The sequence below is a fragment of the Streptomyces sp. NPDC059169 genome (assembly GCF_042755225.1).
Classification (GTDB): Bacteria; Actinomycetota; Actinomycetes; order Streptomycetales; family Streptomycetaceae; genus Streptomyces.
Window position 1 is genome coordinate 47,717 of the sequence record NZ_JBHZCF010000020.1, and the last position, 15,855, is coordinate 63,571.

The 15,855-nt window shown below is 70.9% G+C and carries 16 protein-coding genes; 7 read left to right on the forward strand and 9 right to left on the reverse strand.

Translation table 11 applies throughout. The features are described 5' to 3' along the window. The first annotated feature begins 77 nt into the window (after positions 1–77). The 4 genes from nhaA (at position 78) to ACFXOM_RS29905 (ending at position 3,355) form a co-directional block, all read left to right on the forward strand. A complete protein-coding gene (nhaA, locus tag ACFXOM_RS29890; RefSeq protein ID WP_384939790.1) occupies positions 78–1,469 on the forward strand; it encodes a Na+/H+ antiporter NhaA in 1,392 nt (463 codons plus the stop codon). Positions 1,470–1,508: 39 nt separating this feature from the next. Further along, positions 1,509–2,015 (forward strand): phage holin family protein, encoded by a 507-nt coding sequence (locus ACFXOM_RS29895; protein WP_384939788.1) that lies wholly within the window; start codon positions 1,509–1,511, stop codon positions 2,013–2,015. Next, positions 2,012–2,974, forward strand: coding sequence for an alpha/beta fold hydrolase (locus ACFXOM_RS29900; RefSeq protein WP_384939786.1), 963 nt, complete (start codon positions 2,012–2,014; stop codon positions 2,972–2,974). The genes ACFXOM_RS29895 and ACFXOM_RS29900 overlap by 4 nt, the downstream gene beginning before the upstream one ends. A 201-nt stretch (positions 2,975–3,175) precedes the next feature. Next, the gene (locus ACFXOM_RS29905) at positions 3,176–3,355 is read left to right on the forward strand and encodes a hypothetical protein (RefSeq protein WP_384939784.1); all 180 of its coding nucleotides are present in this window, start codon (positions 3,176–3,178) and stop codon (positions 3,353–3,355) included. 12 nt (positions 3,356–3,367) lie between these two features. Here the strand turns inward: ACFXOM_RS29905 and ACFXOM_RS29910 are convergent, their stop codons facing one another. The 3 genes from ACFXOM_RS29910 to nth form a co-directional block, all read right to left on the reverse strand. Continuing rightward, positions 3,368–4,567 carry a MarP family serine protease gene (locus ACFXOM_RS29910; protein WP_384946518.1) on the reverse strand — a complete coding sequence of 400 codons (1,200 nt, stop codon included), beginning with the start codon at positions 4,565–4,567 and terminating at the stop codon, positions 3,368–3,370. A 115-nt stretch (positions 4,568–4,682) separates the two neighbouring features. Further along, positions 4,683–5,378 (reverse strand): NUDIX hydrolase, encoded by a 696-nt coding sequence (locus ACFXOM_RS29915; protein ID WP_384939782.1) that lies wholly within the window; start codon positions 5,376–5,378, stop codon positions 4,683–4,685. 454 nt (positions 5,379–5,832) lie between these two features. Continuing rightward, on the reverse strand, positions 5,833–6,753 hold the full coding sequence (nth, locus tag ACFXOM_RS29920; protein WP_384946324.1) for an endonuclease III: 921 nt from the start codon (positions 6,751–6,753) through the stop codon (positions 5,833–5,835). A 427-nt stretch (positions 6,754–7,180) separates the two neighbouring features. On the opposite strand from nth, the gene ACFXOM_RS29925 reads away from it, so the two are divergent. Then, positions 7,181–7,855, forward strand: coding sequence for a Crp/Fnr family transcriptional regulator (locus ACFXOM_RS29925; protein ID WP_017947815.1), 675 nt, complete (start codon positions 7,181–7,183; stop codon positions 7,853–7,855). Between the two features lie 120 nt (positions 7,856–7,975). Here the strand turns inward: ACFXOM_RS29925 and ACFXOM_RS29930 are convergent, their stop codons facing one another. From ACFXOM_RS29930 to ACFXOM_RS29950, 5 genes are all read right to left on the reverse strand, one after another. Next, positions 7,976–8,860 carry a prohibitin family protein gene (locus tag ACFXOM_RS29930; RefSeq protein WP_384946322.1) on the reverse strand — a complete coding sequence of 295 codons (885 nt, stop codon included), beginning with the start codon at positions 8,858–8,860 and terminating at the stop codon, positions 7,976–7,978. A 137-nt stretch (positions 8,861–8,997) separates the two neighbouring features. Next, positions 8,998–9,828: an MBL fold metallo-hydrolase gene (locus tag ACFXOM_RS29935; RefSeq protein ID WP_385040372.1), complete on the reverse strand. Its 831-nt coding sequence runs from the start codon at positions 9,826–9,828 to the stop codon at positions 8,998–9,000. Next, the gene (locus ACFXOM_RS29940) at positions 9,825–10,700 is read right to left on the reverse strand and encodes an NUDIX hydrolase (protein ID WP_384939774.1); all 876 of its coding nucleotides are present in this window, start codon (positions 10,698–10,700) and stop codon (positions 9,825–9,827) included. The genes ACFXOM_RS29935 and ACFXOM_RS29940 overlap by 4 nt, the downstream gene beginning before the upstream one ends. 304 nt (positions 10,701–11,004) lie before the next feature. Next, entirely contained in the window at positions 11,005–11,472 is a 468-nt protein-coding gene (locus tag ACFXOM_RS29945; RefSeq protein WP_384939772.1) for a RidA family protein, read from the reverse strand. Then, positions 11,469–11,630: a DUF4177 domain-containing protein gene (locus ACFXOM_RS29950; RefSeq protein WP_075033571.1), complete on the reverse strand. Its 162-nt coding sequence runs from the start codon at positions 11,628–11,630 to the stop codon at positions 11,469–11,471. The genes ACFXOM_RS29945 and ACFXOM_RS29950 overlap by 4 nt, the downstream gene beginning before the upstream one ends. Before the next feature lie 393 nt (positions 11,631–12,023). Between ACFXOM_RS29950 and ACFXOM_RS29955 the strand changes: the two genes are divergently transcribed. Together ACFXOM_RS29955 and ACFXOM_RS29960 are read left to right on the forward strand one after the other, a co-directional pair. After that, positions 12,024–12,989, forward strand: coding sequence for an ArsA family ATPase (locus ACFXOM_RS29955; RefSeq protein ID WP_384939770.1), 966 nt, complete (start codon positions 12,024–12,026; stop codon positions 12,987–12,989). Beyond that, positions 12,986–14,254, forward strand: coding sequence for an ArsA family ATPase (locus ACFXOM_RS29960; RefSeq protein ID WP_385040375.1), 1,269 nt, complete (start codon positions 12,986–12,988; stop codon positions 14,252–14,254). Before ACFXOM_RS29955 ends, ACFXOM_RS29960 begins: the two co-directional genes overlap by 4 nt. A gap of 451 nt (positions 14,255–14,705) precedes the next feature. Here ACFXOM_RS29960 and ACFXOM_RS29965 read toward each other — a convergent pair whose 3' ends face one another. Further along, on the reverse strand, positions 14,706–15,050 hold the full coding sequence (locus tag ACFXOM_RS29965) for a WhiB family transcriptional regulator (protein WP_266381103.1): 345 nt from the start codon (positions 15,048–15,050) through the stop codon (positions 14,706–14,708). Positions 15,051–15,855: the final 805 nt, after the last annotated feature.

Genomic DNA, 15,855 nt, shown 5'->3' on the forward strand with positions numbered 1-15,855 from the left:
CTGCGAAGATCCAGGTGAGCCGGGAAGTCTGGTCGGCATGTGTTCACCCATGCCCGTCAGACCGGAGGTGCCCGCACGTGCCCGCGCCGACCCCCACTGCCCGTAAGTTCCTAGGACGTCTACCACTCCCCGAGCGGACGTACCTCACGGATGCGCTGCGCGCTGAGACCGTCGGCGGCATCCTGCTCCTCGCAGCGGCCGTCGCCGCCCTCATATGGGCGAACCTGAGCGACAGCTACGAGGCGGTGGGCAACTTCCACCTGGGCCCGGCCGCACTGGGCCTCGACCTGTCCGTCCAGCACTGGGCCGCCGACGGACTGCTCGCCGTCTTCTTCTTCGTCGCCGGCATCGAGCTCAAGCGCGAACTGGTCGCGGGCGAGCTCCGCGACCCCAGAGCAGCGGCCCTGCCGGTGATCGCAGCGATCTGCGGCATGGTCGCACCCGCGGTCGTCTACGCGGTGGTCAGCGCGGCGGGCGGCGGCTCGATGGCCGGCTGGGCCGTCCCGACGGCCACCGACATCGCCTTCGCCCTGGCCGTCCTCGCGGTCATCGGTACCTCACTGCCCTCCGCGATACGGGCGTTCCTGCTCACCCTCGCCGTCGTGGACGACCTCTTCGCGATCCTGATCATCGCGATCTTCTTCACCGGCGACCTGAACTTCGCCGCCCTCGCGGGCGCGATCGTCGGACTCGGCGTCTTCTGGCTGCTCCTCCACAAGGGCGTACGCGGCTGGTACGTGTACGTACCACTCGCCTTGGTCATCTGGGGCCTGATGTACAACAGCGGGGTCCACGCCACCATCGCCGGAGTGGCGATGGGCCTCATGCTGCGCTGCACCAGGCACGAGGGCGAGGATCAGTCGCCCGGCGAGCACATCGAGCACCTCGTACGCCCGGTCTCCGCCGGTCTCGCCGTGCCGCTGTTCGCCCTGTTCTCGGCCGGGGTGACGATCTCCGGGAGCGCCCTCACCGACGTCTTCGGCAAGCCCGAGACCCTCGGCGTCGTCCTCGGGCTGGTGGTGGGCAAGTCGGTCGGCATCTTCGGCGGTACCTGGCTCGCCGCCCGGTTCACCAAGGCCGAACTCAATGAGGACCTTGCCTGGGCGGACGTCTTCGCCGTGGCGTCGCTCGCCGGGATCGGCTTCACCGTCTCCCTCCTCATCGGCGAGCTGGCCTTCGCCGGTGACCCGCTGCTGACGGACGAGGTGAAGGCCGCGGTGCTGATGGGCTCCCTCATCGCCGCGGTCCTCGCGAGCGTGCTGCTCAAACTGCGGGTACGCACCTACCGGGCGCTGTGCGACGAGGAGGAGCGCGACGAGGACCTGGACGGCATACCGGACGTGTATGAACAGGACAACCCGCAGTACCACCTTCGGATGGCCGCAATCTACGAGGAGAAGGCGGCGGAGCACCGGCGCAAGGCACAAGTCGCGGGGGCGTCGCGCGGCGACGGCGACCGTCCGGCATGATCTGACCACGGAGACGAAGCAGAGATGAGGGATACAGCGATGAGCGACCCCGGCAGCAGCGCAGGTACCGCCCTCGAGGCCGCGGGCGACGCGGTCGGTCCGGTCCGGCTGGCCGGCACCGACAAAACGGTCGGGCAGCTGGTCGCGCTCGCGACCACCGAGATGTCCGCCCTGGTGCACGACGAGATCGCACTCGCCAAGGCGGAGATCCGACAGGACGTCAAGCGCGGCGTGACGGGCGGTGCGGCTGTGAGCGTCGCCGGTGTCCTGGCGCTGTTCTCCCTGCCGGTGCTGAGTTTCGCCGCCGCGTACGGCATCCACAACCTGGGCCTCGGGCTCGCCTGGTCGTTCTTGATCGTGGGGGCGGCGTTCCTGCTGCTGGCCGGGATCCTGGCGCTGGTCGCGGTGTCCAAGTTCAAGAAGGTCAAGCCACCGGAGCGCACGATCGCCTCGGCGAAGCAGACCGCTGCCGTGCTGCAGAACGCGAAGCCGCACCCCCGTCCGGCACCGGAGTCGTCCACTGCTGTGGCACGCTCGTCGGCATGACGGCACCTGACACGCCCTCGGCCGACAGCGACCGCGGGTACGGCAAGGGCCATGGCAGCCCGGTACGGATCGGGGGTCCATGGACCCACCGGGACGTGGCGGCCAATGGTGCGCGCTTCCACATCGCCGAGTTGGGCGACGGGCCGCTGGTACTACTGCTCCACGGGTTCCCGCAGTTCTGGTGGACGTGGCGACACCAGCTGACCGCGCTCGCGGACGCCGGGTTCCGCGCGGTGGCCATGGACCTGCGAGGGGTGGGCGGCAGTGACCGCACCCCACGCGGGTACGACCCGGCGAACCTCGCCCTCGACATCACGGGGGTCGTACGGTCCCTCGGCGAGCCCGACGCGGCGCTCGTCGGCCACGACCTGGGCGGCTATCTCGCCTGGACGGCGGCGGTCATGCGGCCCAAGCTGGTGCGCCGCCTCGCGGTCTCCTCCATGCCGCACCCGCGCCGTTGGCGTTCATCGATGCTCGGCGACTACGCCCAGAGCCGCGCCGGGTCGTACGTCTGGGGCTTCCAGCGGCCGTGGCTGCCGGAGCGTCAGCTGGTCGCGGACGACGCAGCCTTGGTGGGTCGACTGATCCAGGACTGGTCGGGCCCACAGCCGCCGGAGGAGGAGGTGCTGGACGTCTACCGGCGAGCCATGTGCATCCCGTCAACAGCACACTGCTCGATCGAGCCGTACCGGTGGATGGTGCGGTCGATGGCCCGCCCCGACGGCATCCAGTTCAACCGACGGATGAAGCGGCCCGTGCGGGTGCCGACGCTGCACCTGCACGGTTCGCTCGACCCCGCGATGCGCACGCGCAGCGCAGCCGGGTCGGGCGAGTACGTCGAAGCCCCGTACCGATGGCGCCTTTTCGACGGCCTCGGGCACTTCCCTCACGAGGAGGACCCGGTGGCGTTCTCCACGGAACTCATCAACTGGCTGAAGGACCCCGAACCTGACCGGTGACATCGTGCGACCCGCCAGGCGTGCGGCCGGGCGCAGGGTGGGCGGGACCGTCGGGTCCAAGCGCCGGGCGGAAAGGGGCTCTCCGCTCACGAAGGCGTCGGGCCGAACGGGTGTCCGACACATGGGCATTGCCTCGCGCATAGGCCAATTGGCGGTCCCCGATACGGTTACCGACCTTGGCGCAGGGGCACACGTCGGGGTATGGGCTGGACGCACGACTACGGTGACACGGCAAGCACTTCCCGCTCGGCCTCCGCGCCGATCACCGACGGGAGGAGCCGCCCGCAAGGGCAGGGACACGACCCCCGTCTCGGGATCCCGCGTATCCTCCGCCGCCGGGCCCGTTGGGTCTCGGCGCGGCTCCGCCACCCTCGCGGCTGACCCGCCGCGGCGTCACAGTGCGCAGCCCTGGCTGTCGACCTGCTGGTTGGCGCTCCGGCCGAGCCTGATGTCGTCACGGATCTCATCGGCCGTCAGGGCGTAGCCGGTGCGGGTGTCGTCGAGCGACCTGGCAAAGATCACTCCGTACACGTCGCCCTCGGGGGTGAGCAGCGGACCTCCGGAGTTCCCCTGGCGGACCGTCGTAAACAGCGAGTAGACATCGCGGCGCACTTCACCGCGGCGGTAGATGTCGGGGCCGTTGGCGTCGATGCGGCCGCGGACCCGCGCGGAGCGCACGTCGTACGAGCCGTTCTCGGGGAAGCCCGCGACGATCGCGCTGTCGCCGGTGCGGGCGTCGGTGTCGGTGAAGCTGAGCGGGGGCGCCTCCAGGTCGGGCACGTCCAGTACGGCGATGTCCCGGCGCCAGTCGTAGAGCACGACCTTGGCGTCGTACAGCCGCCCCTGGCCGCCTATCTGGACGGTGGGTTCGCTGACGCCCCCGACGACGTGGGCATTGGTCATGACGCGTCGTGGGGCGAAGACGAATCCGGTGCCTTCGAGCACCTTGTTGCAGCTCGGCGCCGTGCCGACGACCTTGACGATGGACCGCTGCGAGCGGGCCGCCACCGGACTGTTGGCGAGCGCCGGGTCGGGTGCGCGCACTTCGGTGATGGGCTCGTTGGCGAACGGGCTGAAGACCTGGGGGAAGCCGTTCTGCGCGAGGACCGAGGAGAAATCGGTGAACCATCCCGAGGCCTGAGCGGGCAGCACCCGCGATACGCCGAGGAGGACCTTGGAGTTGCGCACCTCTTTGCCGAGTGTCGGCAGGGATGTTCCCGCGAGCGCGGAACCGATCAGCCAGGCGACGAGCAGCATGGCCACGACGTTGACGACCGCGCCGCCCGTCGCGTCGACGGCACGCGCCGGCGACCACGTGATGTGGCGGCGTAGCCGGCTGCCGAGGTGCGTGGTGAAGGCTTGCCCGACGGAGGCACAGACGATCACGATCACCACGGCGACGATCGCGACGCTCGTGGTGACCTCGGCCTCGTTGGTGATCTTGTCCCAGAGGAAAGGGAGCAGATAGACGGCGACGAGTCCACCGCCGAGGAAGCCGACCACCGACAGGATGCCGACGACGAAGCCCTGGCGGTAACCGACGATCGCGAACCACACGGCGGCGACCAACAACAGGATGTCCAGCACGTTCACCGTCATTAGCCTCGCAGTTTCGTCGTCCGGCATTCGGTCCGGCCGGGGGTTCTCAGGTCAACACGGGGTGAAGCCGAGCCGGGCTCCGGGCAAACACAGCACGTGGGCAACGCTCTCATGCGCGCCAGTCGAGCGTGACCCGCTTCGCGCGGTCCCAGGGCTGCTCCCAACCGGCGAAATGAAGGATGCGGTCGATCACTCCGGCGGTGAAACCCCAGACCAGAGCGTCCTCGACCAGGAATGCCGGGCCCAGGTGACCGCTGGGATGGACCGTCGTTGCTCGGTTGTCCGGATCCGTGAGATCCGCCACGGGAACCGTGAAGACACGGGCGGTCTCCGCGAGGTCGACCGCCCTGACGGGACTGGGGTCGCGCCACCAGCCGAGGACGGGGGTCACCACGAACGCGCTGACGGGAATGTACAGGCGCGGCAGCACACCGAAGATCTGGACGCCGGCCGGCTCGAGGCCGGTCTCCTCCTCCGCCTCGCGGAGGGCGGCACGGAGCGGACCGGTGGTGGTCGGATTTCCGTCCTCGGGGTCCAGCGCACCGCCGGGGAACGACGCCTGTCCGGCGTGCGAGCGCAGACTGCTCGCACGCTCCATGAGCAGCAGCTCCGGGCCCCGGGCGCCGTGCCCGAAGAGGATGAGCACCGCTGACTGGCGTCCTCCGCCGCCCTCGGGCGGGAGGAACCGACTCAGTTGCTCGGGGGCCACGGTCCTGGCCGCCCGGTCGACCGGAGCCAGCCAGTCGGGCAGACCGTCGCTCGTCACGGCCAGGTCGCCGTCGTACGTCTCGTCTGTGCGTGTCATGGGCACCCCCGTCGTGTGCAACGCGTGCGGTGGCCGGGATCGTTCCACGCGCAGCCGGAAGGGCGGGCGCAGGGGCACGTTCCGGCACGACCGACCCGGCGGTGCCGCAGGGGACCGACCCTCCGCCCGGACGCCACCGGAGAGACGGCGGCCCGGCGTGAGAAGCCCCTCGGGGCCCCGCCCTCGGACGAGGACGGCCATGGCCCCCTCCCGGAGGGAGACGCCCCCGTACCGCCGGACGCTCCCGCGCAGGCCGGCACCGGGCCCGCGGGACCCCCGTGGTGGGAACCCCGCCCCCCGGCGGTCCGTCCGTGCCGTGCGAGCGCCGGAGGGGGTGCCCCTGGATCGTGTGCTTCGGGGAGGGGGCCTCCGGGCTGCCCGTGGACGGGGAGCGGCACCACACGCCGACGGACCGGTCCGCGAGCCACGGCGGGACGTGCGGCGGCGCGGCGCGTCACGTGGCGCTCAGCGGCGGAGCGGGCGTGCCCGGATAGTCGGGCGGCGGGTTCAACCGCTGGCCGGGGTAGCCGCCCATCTCGTACTTGAGCAGCTTCTTCGCCTTCTCGGGGTCGGTCTCGCCCTCGCCGTACGCAGGACACAGGTGGGTGATCGGGCAGGCGCCGCAGGCGGGCCTGCGCGCGTGGCAGATGCGCCGACCGTGGAAGATCACCCGGTGCGAGAGCATCGTCCACTCGCTCCTGGGGAAGATCGTCGCGATTTCCGCCTCGATCTTCACCGGGTCCTCCTGCTCCGTCCACCTCCAGCGGCGGGCGAGCCGCATGAAGTGGGTGTCGACGGTGATGCCCGGGACCCCGAACGCGTTGCCGAGCACGACGAAAGCCGTCTTGCGGCCCACCCCGGGCAGCGTGACGAGGTCTTCGAGCCGCCCGGGGACCTCACCGCCGAAGTTGTCCCTCAGCGCCGCGGACAGTCCGATCAGTGACTTGGCCTTGGCTCGGAAGAAGCCGGTGGGCCTGATGAGTTCCTCGAGCTCCTCGGGCACGGCGGCGGCCATGTCCTCGGGGGTGGGGTACCTGGCGAAGAGGGCCGGGGTCGTCTGGTTGACGCGCAGATCGGTCGTCTGGGCAGACAGGACGGTGGCGACGAGCAGCTGGAACGGGTTCCGGAAGTCGAGCTCGGGATGTGCGTACGGGTACACGTCGGCCAGTTCCCGGTTGATCCGCCGGGCGCGACGGACCATCGCGAGCCGCGATTCCGGCTTGGCCGCGGTCTTCGCCGGGGGCTCGGCGCCGGAGGACGCGACGGACCTCCGACCCGCTGTCCGGGCCGTGGCCGAGGACGACCCGCCGGCTTTGGCCGCCTTCGCGCTCCTGGTCGCTTTGGCGCTCTTGGCTGCCTGGGTGTTCTCGGTCACCTTCGCCCTCCCGGTCCCCTTCGCGCTCTCGGCCTCCTCGGCGGTCTTCGTGCGCCTCCCGGCGCCCCGGGTCTTCGCAGGCCGCGCAGCCTGCGACGCCCGCGAGGTCCTGCCATTTGACCCTTTTGCGGCTTTCGTCGATGCGGGCGGCGACTGTTCGCCCACGGCGGAATTCTGCTCCCCTGACACTCTTCCGGCCCCCTCGGCCTGTGCTTTCACCGGCGAATTGGACACCCGGCCAGCCTAAAGGTCACCGTCGGCTTACGCCCCGGCCACAGCGGATCACCACCCGATTCGACCCCTGGCTCCCGGCAGGACACGGCCGTGCGTCAAACTTGTGTCGGACCCTTGTGATCGATCGCACTGTTTTCCGGTGCGGCATCATGGGGACCACCGTCCCCTGAGCAGGTCGACAAGGAGAGAACTCGTGGACGACGTTCTGCGGCGCGCCCCGCTCTTCGCGGCGCTCGATGACGAGCAGGCCGCGGAGCTCCGCGCCTCGATGAGTGAAGTGACGCTCGCCCGCGGCGACGCGCTCTTCCACGAGGGCGACCCCGGTGACCGCCTGTACGTGGTCACCGAAGGCAAGGTCAAGCTCCACCGCACCTCGCCCGACGGCCGCGAGAACATGCTGGCGGTACTCGGCCCCGGTGAGCTGATCGGCGAGTTGTCGCTCTTCGACCCGGGCCCGCGCACGGCGACCGCCACCGCGCTCACCGAGGTGAAGCTGCTCGGCCTCGGCCACGGCGACCTCCAGCCGTGGCTGAACGCACGCCCGGAAGTGGCCACCGCCCTGCTGCGCGCCGTGGCACGGCGGCTGCGCAAGACCAACGACCAGATGTCCGACCTGGTCTTCTCCGACGTCCCGGGTCGTGTGGCGCGCGCGCTGCTCGACCTGTCGCGCCGCTTCGGTGTGCAGTCGGAGGAGGGCATCCACGTCGTGCACGACCTGACCCAGGAGGAGCTGGCCCAGCTGGTCGGCGCCTCCCGCGAGACCGTCAACAAGGCACTCGCCGACTTCGCCCAGCGCGGCTGGCTGCGCCTGGAGGCGCGGGCCGTGATCCTGCTCGACGTGGAGCGGCTCGCCAAGCGCTCCCGCTGAGACCTTCGGCACGAGGACCGTTCGCGCGGTTCACGCACGGTTCGCCGGCGAACGAACGCAGGAGGCCGCCCCGGTACACACCGGAGCGGCCTCCGTCCTGTCTGCGGTCGATTCGGCGCGTCAGTTCTTCGTGCCGTCCACGATCAGCGGGTTCCCGGTTCCGCCACCGCACGGGACCGCGTACACGGGGTGCTTGGCCGCCGCCTCCTTGAAGGCGTCGATGCACTGGTTCATCAGGACCTTGTCGCTCAGCGAATTGTTGAGGATCTTGTTGGCGCGGGCGATGCCCTCCGCCTCGATGCGGCGCCGCTCCGCCTCGGCCGTCGCCGTACGCGCCGCTTCCAGTGCGCGCTCCGTCGCCTGCTGCTGCTGGATCTTGCGGTCGATCTGGTCCTGGAGCCGGTCCGACGGCTTCACGTTGCGCAGGTTGACCGTGGTCACATCGATGCCGCGCGGGGCCAGACGCTCCTTGATCAACGCACCGATCTCGGTGTTGATCTTCTCGCGGGCCGAGGTGTAGCCCTGCTCGCTCGTGTAGCGGGCGAAGACGTTGCGGACGATCTCCCGGCTGTCCGGATACACGAGCCGCTGCTGGATGGCTCCCTCGCTGCCCGCCAGTTTGTAGAGCTCCACAGCCTTCCCGGGCGTGACCGCCCACTTGACCGTGACCTCCACGTACATGACGCCGCCCTGGCTCGACCGCACCTCGACCACGTCCTTGTCCGAGAGGTTGAGGTCCACCGGGCGGGTCGAGAACGTCGTGACACTCGTGAACGGCGACGTGAGGTGCATGCCGGACGTCATCGGCGCGCCGACCCTGCCGAAGACGACCGGGACGCCCACCTCGTAGGCGCTGACGACGTAGACCATGCTGGCCGTGCCCGCGAACAGGCCCGCGACCAGTGTGGCGGCGGCGCCGGCCTTGAGGCCGCGCCGGTCGCTCGTGCGCGCGACGACGTACAGCACCACCGCGGCGATGACGAGCAGGACGGACAGGACGAACACTGCTACCCCCCAAGTGCGGACCGTCCACGGACCGCGTACGAACGACGGACGACATGCCGAGAGCAAGACGGCATGCCGAAAGTAAGCGGAGAGTAAAGCACCCGGGGGCAAGGGGGTGGAGCGGGGGTACCCCCGAGCTAGATCAGACCGTGTTCGCGCAGGTACTCGAGCTGTGCCCGCACGGAGAGCTCGGCCGCGGGCCACAGGGACCTGTCCACGTCCGCGTACACGTGCGCGACCACCTCGGCCGCGCTGCCGTGCCCGTTCTCCACGGCCGTCTCGACCTGGGCCAGGCGGTTCGCCCGGTGCGCGAGGTAGAACTCGACGACGCCCTGGGCGTCGTCCAGGACGGGACCGTGCCCCGGCAGGACCGTGTGCACCCCGTCGTCGACCGTCAGTGAACGCAGTCGACGTAGCGAGTCGAGGTAGTCGCCGAGGCGCCCGTCCGGGTGCGCGACGACGGTCGTACCCCGGCCGAGGACGGTGTCCCCCGTGAGGACCGCACGATCGGCGGGCAGATGGAAGCAGAGCGAGTCCGCCGTGTGCCCGGGTGTGGGGACAACCCGCATCTCGAGACCGCCGGTCGTGATCACCTGCCCCGCTGACAGCCCCTCGTCGCCGAGGCGCAGCGCGGGGTCGAGGGCCCGTACCTTCGTTCCGGTCAGCTCGGCGAACCTGCCCGCACCCTCCGCGTGGTCGGGGTGACCGTGGGTGAGCAGGGTCAGCGCTATCCGCTTCCCCGCCTCCTCGGCGGTGGCGACGACGTGCTGCAGGTGCGCGTCGTCGAGCGGTCCCGGGTCGATGACGACGGCGAGGTTGGAATCGGGCTCGGAGACGATCCAGGTGTTGGTGCCGTCGAGGGTCATCGCGGACGGGTTGGGCGCGAGGACGTTGACCGCGCGCGGGGTCGCGGGTCCCGACACCACGGAGCCCCGCGGCTGACCCGGCAGCGCCGCTGCGTTCGTCATCGGGAGCCTCCCGGGGGTCCCGTGGAAATGTGCTTGGTGAACTCGTCGTGGCCGGGCCAGCTGAGGACCAGCTCGTCCCCCTCCAGTCGGGCCTCGGCGAGAATCGGGGCGAGGTCCCGCTCCACGGCCGCCGCGAGGGCGTCGCCGGCGGCCCCGTACCGCTGCAGCACCCGGAGCGTCGCGATCGTCGGCGGCATCATGAGCAGCTCGCCCTTGTCGTACCCGGCTGCGGCCTCCGCGGGACGGATCCACACCGTGCGGTCCGCCTCCGTGGAGGCGTTCCTGGTGCGCTGTCCGTCGGGCAGGGCTGCGACGAAGAACCAGGTGTCGAAGCGGCGCGGCTCGAACTCCGGAGTGATCCAACGGGCCCACGCGCCCAGCAGGTCCGAACGCAACACCAGCCCGCGCCGGTCGAGGAACTCAGCGAAGCCCAGCTCCCGGGTGACCAGGGCGGCCCGGTCCGCCTCCCAGTCGTCACCGGTCGTGTCGCTGACGACCGAGTCCGCGGTTTCTCCGGCGAGCAGCACGCCCGCCTCTTCATAGGTCTCCCGGACCGCTGCACACACCACGGCCTGCGCGGACGCCTCGTCCTCGACGCCGAGCCGGTCCGCCCACTCCGCCGGCGGAGGGCCGGCCCAGCGGACGGGGCGGGAGTCCCGCTCGTCCACGCCGCCGCCGGGATACACGTACGCGCCGCCAGCGAAGGCCATGGAGGCCCGTCGGCGCAGCATGTGGACGTAGACGCCCTCCGGAGTGTCCTTGAGCAGCATCACGGTCGCCGCCCGCCTCGGGGTGACGGCGACGAGCTCGCCACTGGCGAGCGCCCGGATCCGGTCGGGCCATTCCGGTGGGTACCACTGACCATTGGACATGGGCGGATGCTATGCGTTCACGCGCGGATGTTCGAGAGGTGGCCGCGGCGCCGGACGGAGCCCCGTCCGCCCCTTCGATCATCTCAGGCTTCGACGCCGGATTCTCCTCGCGGAGCCGCACTTCCCCGTCCCTCGCGGGCCGTGCCGCACGGCACGGCGGTGCGACGGGGTGCCGGAACGGTGCTGCCCGCCGGGGCGTCCGGAGGATCCTGCGCCCGCCCCGCGCCCCCGAGGAGTCCACCGGGCAGCGGACCCGCAGCCGGACCGGCCGTCGGTGACGGCCGGTCGCACCCGCCCTCGGGCGTCAGCCCTGCACGAGCTCCACCTGGATCTCGACCTCGACGGGGGCGTCCAACGGCAGCACCGCGACACCCACGGCGCTGCGCGCGTGCACGCCCTTGTCGCCGAGGACCGCGCCCAGCAACTCGCTCGCGCCGTTGACGACGCCCGGCTGCCCGGTGAAGTCCGCCGCCGACGCGACGAAGCCGACGACCTTCACGACCCGCGCGATGCGGTCCAGGTCCCCGGCGACCGACTTCACCGCGGCCAGGGCGTTCAGCGCACAGGTGGCGGCCAGGGCCTTGGCCTCCTCGGCCGTCACCTCGGCACCGACCTTGCCGGTGACGGGCAGCTTGCCCTCCACCATCGGGAGCTGGCCCGAGGTGTAGACGTACGGGCCCGACTGGACGGCCGGCTGGTACGCGGCGAGCGGCGGCACGACCTCCGGCAGGGTCAGTCCGAGCTCGGCGACCTTCGCCTCCACGGCGCTCATGCGCTCTTCTCCCGCTTCAGGTAGGCCACCAGCTGCTCGGGGTTGTTCGGCCCGGGGACGACCTGGACGAGCTCCCAGCCGTCCTCGCCCCAGGTGTCCAGGATCTGCTTGGTCGCGTGCACGAGAAGGGGCACGGTCGCGTATTCCCACTTGGTCATGGAGCCGACTGTAGCCGCACCGACGGGATGCCCCGTGACGCAGCCCACGGGCACCGGTGGTGGCGCCGGCGAAAGGCCGGGGCGCCCGGCTGGCGTTGCCGTCCGTGCGGCTGGGGCGCCCGAACGGCAGGTGCGGGCGCGGGCCGTGGTGGTCACGGCACCTCGGGGGCCGGTTCCACTGCACCCTCCCGGCGACGTCACGGGCCGACCGGGCGGAGTCGGCACGGGCAACGGACCACAGGTGACGAAAGGGGCGTAACAGGCCCGGGGTAACAGACGGGACCGCACCGCTCCTTCGCGGTGCACCCGCCAATCCCCGCCCGCCGCCGCCCGAACCCGCCAAGCCGACCCGGGGTCGCTTAGGCTCGAGGCCGACTGGTTAGGCTCGAAGGCGTGAGCAGGCTTCAGGTCGTCAGCGGCAAGGGCGGTACCGGTAAGACGACGGTCGCCGCGGCCCTCGCGCTCGCCCTCGCGACCGAGGGGAAGCGCGCCCTCCTCGTGGAGGTCGAGGGCAGGCAAGGCATCGCGCAGCTCTTCGAGACGGAGGCGTTGCCGTACGAGGAACGCAAGATCGCCGTCGCCCCGGGCGGTGGCGAGGTGTTCGCGCTGGCCATCGACGCCGAGCGGGCGCTCCTCGACTACCTCCAGATGTTCTACAAGCTGGGCTCGGCGGGCCGGGCCCTGAAGAAGCTCGGTGCGGTCGACTTCGCCACCACCATCGCCCCGGGCGTGCGGGACGTCCTGCTCACCGGTAAGGCCTGCGAGGCCGTTCGCCGGCGCGACAAACAAGGGCGTTACGCCTACGACTACGTCGTCATGGACGCCCCGCCCACCGGCCGCATCACCCGCTTCCTGAACGTCAACGACGAGGTGGCCGGCCTCGCGAAGATCGGCCCGATACACAATCAGGCCCAGGCCGTGATGCGGGTGCTGAAGTCCGCGGAAACGGCGGTGCACCTGGTGACGCTCCTGGAGGAGATGCCCGTCCAGGAGACCGCGGACGGCGTCGCCGAGCTGCGCGCCGCGGACCTTCCGACCGGCAAGGTGATCGTGAACATGGTGCGGCCGCACATCCTCGACGAGGAGGCCGTTCGCGCGGCGGCGACCACCGGTCGCCGCAAGGACATCGCCGCCGCGCTCGCGGCCGCCGGCGTGGGCGGCGCGTCGCGGCTCGTCACCCCGCTGCTGGAGCAGGCCGCCGAGCACGCGCAACGGGTCGAGCTGGAACGCGAACAGCGCGCGGTGCTGGACGGGCTGGGGCTACCGACGTACGAACTCCCCCTGCTGAGCGAGGGGATCGACCTGGCCGGGCTGTACCAGCTGGCGACCGAACTGCGAAAGCTCGGGGTGAACGAATGACACCGCGCACGGCACCTGGCATCGTACTGCGGGACGCCTCCCGGCTCGATGTCGATCCCCTGCTCGACGACCTGGAGAACCGCATCATCGTGTGCTGCGGGGCCGGCGGCGTCGGAAAGACGACGACCGCGGCGGCGCTGGGCCTGCGGGCGGCGGAACGCGGCCGCAAGGTGGTCGTGCTGACCATCGACCCGGCGCGCCGGCTCGCCCAGTCCATGGGCATCGACCTGCTCGACAACACCCCGCGGCGGGTGGAAGGGCTCGATGGTCCCGGCGAGTTGCACGCCATGATGCTCGACATGAAGCGCACCTTCGACGAGATCGTCGAGGCGCACGCCGACCCGGAGCGGGCCCGCGCGATCCTGGCGAACCCCTTCTACCAGTCCCTGTCCGCCGGATTCGCCGGCACGCAGGAGTACATGGCGATGGAGAAGCTGGGCCAGTTGAGGGCGCGCGACGAGTGGGACCTGATCGTGGTCGACACACCCCCGTCCCGTTCGGCGCTGGACTTCCTGGACGCGCCGAAGCGACTCGGCTCGTTCCTGGACGGCAAGCTCATCAGACTACTGGTGGCGCCCGCGAAGATGGGTGGCCGGGCCGGGATGAAGTTCCTGAACGTCGGCATGTCGATGATGACCGGCACTCTCGGCAAACTGCTGGGCGGCCAACTCCTGCGGGACGTACAGACCTTCGTGGCGGCGATGGACACGATGTTCGGCGGGTTCCGCACCCGTGCGGACGCCACCTACCGGCTGCTCCAGGCACCGGGCACGGCGTTCCTCGTGGTCGCCGCCCCGGAACGGGACGCACTGCGCGAAGCGGCGTACTTCGTGGAACGGCTGGCCGCCGAGGAGATGCCCCTGGCGGGTCTGGTGCTCAACCGGGTCCACACCAGCGGCGCCTCCCGGCTGTCGGCCGAGCGGGCTCTGGCCGCCGCAGAAAATCTTGATGAAAACGGCATTGTGGATCAGGTGGACGGGAAAGCTGGTGTTCGTGGCTCCACGGACCCCTCTCCCACCGTGGAGCCTGCTGCCGAACGCCCTTCACCACCTCCGACCACGCAGCTGACCGCGGGTCTGCTGCGCCTCCATGCCGAACGGATGCAGGTGCTCGCGCGCGAACAACGCACGCGCGACCGGTTCACCGCGCTCCACCCCGAGGTGGCGGTGACCGAAGTAGGTGCTCTGGCGGCCGATGTGCACGACCTCGCAGGGCTCCGAGCCATTGGTGACCGGCTCGCGGCCGGCGGGAGCCAGGCAGGCTAGGCGCCGCGCCGAAACCCCGACGCACCTGGCCCAGGTCGCTCACCCGCCCCTGGCGCGCGGCGCGACACGGGCGGGCACAGGTGGCGGCATCGGCGGACAGCCACACGCGCAGGCGAGGCTGCGCGGGCAGGCTGCACGAAGGCGCGCACACATCGACGTCCCCCGGCCGTGGACGACCGGCCCGCGTAGGACCGGCGGACAGGATCCGAAGGGCAACAAGCACCGTTGCACGCGCCGCGGTACGGAGCGGCTGCCCGAACGGCAGCCGCAATAGCCCGATGACGCGCCACAGAGATGCTCCGCACGCCGTGCGGACGCTCCGCCCACACGGGCACGTCACGACCGGACGGAACAGTCGACCACCGCCGCGCCCGGACACGACGGACGGGTTGCCCAACGGCCGGAGCCACCCAACGGACTCCAGCCGCGGAACGGTGTTCTGAGGATGCCGCTACCCCACGGCCGCGTACGTCTCGTAGGTCTCGTCGTCCTCCAGCCCGACGGGCAGGATGCCCGCGCTCCGCTCGTACTCCGTACGCGCGGTCTCGAGCAGCCTGCGCCACGAAGTGACCGTGGGTCGCCTCCGCAGCAACGCGCGCCGCTCCCGTTCCGTCATACCACCCCACACCCCGAACTCGACGCGATTGTCGAGCGCGTCGGCCAGGCACTCGGTGCGCACCGGGCATCCGGTGCACACTGCCTTGGCCCTGTTCTGCGCCGCTCCTTGTACGAACAGTTCATCCGGATCGGTAGTGCGGCAGGCTGCCTGCGCACTCCAGTCGGTTACCCAGCCCATTCCGGCGCCGTCCTCTCCCGAATCGAGGCTCCCCCACGGCGGCAGCGGCATATTCACCGCTGCCAGTTGAGGACGTTACGGAAGGTGGGCACAGCGCAACACCCCCTTCGGGCCCAATCTTGAATGGCCCGAACGGACTATGCGTACGCGGCAGATCACCCAGGGGAGTGAGGTGAGGACATACGTAACGAATCTGAAAATGGGGATAGTTCGGCGGAACAGCCGGGGGAAGGCGCCGCCTCGTGGGATGGTCCGGGGCTGTCGCGTGGTCTTGATACGCAACCACACTGCTGTGACAGTTGAGAGCAGCTTAGGCCAATGCCTGGACGCCTGTCCGGCGATTGGCAACGTCGGCACGTCGCGCGGTCGCGCCCTCGCGCGCGAGGAGTGCCCAGAGGGCGCCCTCCACCGAACACGCGCGGCTCGATGCCCCGCGTCACTGCACGTCGAAGGCCTGTACCGAACCTCCAGCGAAGAACGCCGGAGTCGTTCACGGCAACCCTCGCGGCGCCCCGTGGCGATGCCTGCGCGCACGACGGTGACCAACGTCACCCCGCCGTGCCGCACCTGCGGCGTCCAAGGCCCGGGCCGTGCCGCACCGGACCACGCCCGTGGGTCGTGCGGCGGAGCAGGCGCCACACGACCCACGCAGGCTCGCGGGCAGTCCTCCCCTGGCCCCGTGTCACCGACTGCGCCGGGGGCCCGCCGGCCGGAGGGGACACCCGCCGCGCCACGCACCGCACCGCACCGGGGGAGGCCCCCGGGAGGTCACGATCCTGCAATCGAATCTCCCGGGGGACACCCG

Excerpts from the sequence above, each read along its gene's own strand:
- ACFXOM_RS29915 (WP_384939782.1), bottom strand. The coding sequence starts at position 5,378 with ATGACACGCACAGACGAGACGTACGACGGCGACCTGGCCGTGACGAGC.
- ACFXOM_RS29950 (WP_075033571.1), bottom strand. The coding sequence starts at position 11,630 with ATGACCAAGTGGGAATACGCGACCGTGCCCCTTCTCGTGCACGCGACC.
- ACFXOM_RS29905 (WP_384939784.1), top strand. The coding sequence starts at position 3,176 with ATGGGCTGGACGCACGACTACGGTGACACGGCAAGCACTTCCCGCTCG.
- ACFXOM_RS29960 (WP_385040375.1), top strand. The coding sequence starts at position 12,986 with ATGACACCGCGCACGGCACCTGGCATCGTACTGCGGGACGCCTCCCGG.
- ACFXOM_RS29965 (WP_266381103.1), bottom strand. The coding sequence starts at position 15,050 with ATGGGCTGGGTAACCGACTGGAGTGCGCAGGCAGCCTGCCGCACTACC.
- ACFXOM_RS29935 (WP_385040372.1), bottom strand. The coding sequence starts at position 9,828 with ATGACGAACGCAGCGGCGCTGCCGGGTCAGCCGCGGGGCTCCGTGGTG.
- ACFXOM_RS29900 (WP_384939786.1), top strand. The coding sequence starts at position 2,012 with ATGACGGCACCTGACACGCCCTCGGCCGACAGCGACCGCGGGTACGGC.
- ACFXOM_RS29940 (WP_384939774.1), bottom strand. The coding sequence starts at position 10,700 with ATGTCCAATGGTCAGTGGTACCCACCGGAATGGCCCGACCGGATCCGG.
- ACFXOM_RS29945 (WP_384939772.1), bottom strand. The coding sequence starts at position 11,472 with ATGAGCGCCGTGGAGGCGAAGGTCGCCGAGCTCGGACTGACCCTGCCG.
- ACFXOM_RS29895 (WP_384939788.1), top strand. The coding sequence starts at position 1,509 with ATGAGCGACCCCGGCAGCAGCGCAGGTACCGCCCTCGAGGCCGCGGGC.